This window comes from Streptomyces sp. NPDC056503 (assembly GCF_042794995.1).
Taxonomy (GTDB): domain Bacteria; phylum Actinomycetota; class Actinomycetes; order Streptomycetales; family Streptomycetaceae; genus Streptomyces.
Genome location: NZ_JBHTST010000272.1, coordinates 1 through 1,765 on the forward strand (window position 1 = coordinate 1; position 1,765 = coordinate 1,765).

1 protein-coding gene is annotated in these 1,765 nt (G+C 71.1%); it reads right to left on the minus strand.

Features of this window, described 5'->3' with window-relative positions:
- Positions 1–71: 71 nt before the first annotated feature.
- A complete protein-coding gene (locus ACFQ8C_RS36960; RefSeq protein WP_383466338.1) occupies positions 72–1,421 on the minus strand; it encodes a nucleobase:cation symporter-2 family protein in 1,350 nt (449 codons plus the stop codon).
- Between the last annotated feature and the right edge of the window lie 344 nt (positions 1,422–1,765).

Consider the following 1,765-nt stretch of genomic DNA (forward strand, 5'->3'; position numbering starts at 1 on the left):
CGGCGCCCCGGGCCCCGCGCGGTGCGCGGGGCCCGGGGCGGGCGGGACGGGTCCTTTGGGCTCTCGGTGTCCTAGTGGACGTGGGCCGCCTTGGCGCCGCGGGTCTCCGAGATCTCGTCGCCCGGCTCCATGGGCGCGGTCACCTCGTCGTCGTCCGCGCGCCGGCCGAAGTGGTTGAAGACCACGTTGAGCAGGACGGCGGCCACACAGCCGGTGGAGATGCCGGAGTCCAGGATGATCTGCGCGGTCTCCGGGAAGGCGTGGTAGAAGTCCGGCTTGGTGATCGGGATGATGCCGACCGCCAGCGAGACGGCCACGATGAGCACGTTGTTGTCCTTCTCCAGGCCGGCCTTGACCAGGGTCTGGATGCCGCTGGCGGCGACCGAGCCGAAGAGGACGACGCCGGCGCCGCCGAGGACCGGGCGGGGCACCACCGAGATCAGCGAGGCCATCACCGGCGAGAGACCCATCAGGACCAGCAGGCCGCCGCCGCAGGCGACGACGAAGCGGCTGCGGATCCGGGTCATGGCGACCAGGCCGACGTTCTGGGCGAAGGCGCTGCACATGAAGCCGTTGAAGAACGGGCTGATCGCCGAGCCGAGGGTGTCGGCGCGCAGACCGGCGGCGATGGTCTTCTCGTCGGCCGGCCGCTCGACGATCTCGCCGAGCGCCAGCATGTCGGCGGTGGACTCGGTCATCGAGACCAGCATGACCACGCACATCGAGATGATCGCGGCGAGGGCGAACTGCGGGGCGCCGAAGTGGAAGGGGCTCGGGAAGCCGACGAGGTCCGCCTCGGTCACCGGGGAGAAGTCGGTGACGCCGAAGGGTATGGCGATCAGGGTGCCGACGACCAGGCCGACGAGGACGGCGATCTGCTTCAGGAAGCCGCGGGTGAACCGGCGCAGCAGCAGGACGATGGCGAGGGTGGCGGCGGCCAGCCCGAGGAACTTGCCCGACCCGTACTCCTCCGCCGCGGGGTTGGGGCCTTGTGCCCAGCCGAAGGCGACCGGCAGCAGCGAGATGCCGATGAGGGTGATGACGGTGCCGGTGACGACCGGCGGGAAGAAGCGCACGAGCCGGGAGAACCACGGCGCGGCGAGGAAGCCGAGCAGACCGGCGACGATGATCGCGCCGAAGATGACGGGCAGCGCGTCGGCCTTGTCCTTCGTGGTGTCGACGATGGCGAGCATCGGGGCCACGCCGGCGAAGGTGACGCCGTTGACGAAGGGGAGCTTGGCGCCGATCTTCCAGACACCGAGGGTCTGGAGGAAGGTCGCGAGGCCGGCGGTGAAGAGGCTGGCGCCGGTCAGGAAGGTGAGTTCGGTGCCGGAGAGGCCGACGGCCGCTCCGACGATCAGCGGTGGGGCCACCACGCCCGCGTACATGGCGGCCACGTGCTGGAGGCCGCTGGTGAACATCTTCAGTGGGGGCAGGGTCTCGTCGACCGGATGCTTGGTCCGGCCTTCCGGGGTGGTGCCTGCGTCTTGTGCATTGCGAACCTGGGGCTCATCGGCCACGGCGGTTCCTCCGGTCGGGTACACGTCGGCGGTGACGCGGGTATCAGGGAGGTGGTGCGATGCGGTGCGAAGTGCAGGAGGTGCGGCTCTGTGCGAGGTGGTGCGGAGCGCCGGAGGAAGGGGTGCGGCGCGGGGACGGGGTGCCCGGTGGGGGTACGGGCACGGGTCACCGTCCCGGGGGCGCCGTACGACTGGTGCGTACGGCGCCGCCCGGTCGGGCTGCCGCGGACCCTTGTCGGGTCCGC

Bases quoted from the DNA above. Each gene is read 5' to 3' on its own strand.
- ACFQ8C_RS36960 (WP_383466338.1), bottom strand. From the start codon at position 1,421: ATGTTCACCAGCGGCCTCCAGCACGTGGCCGCCATGTACGCGGGCGTG.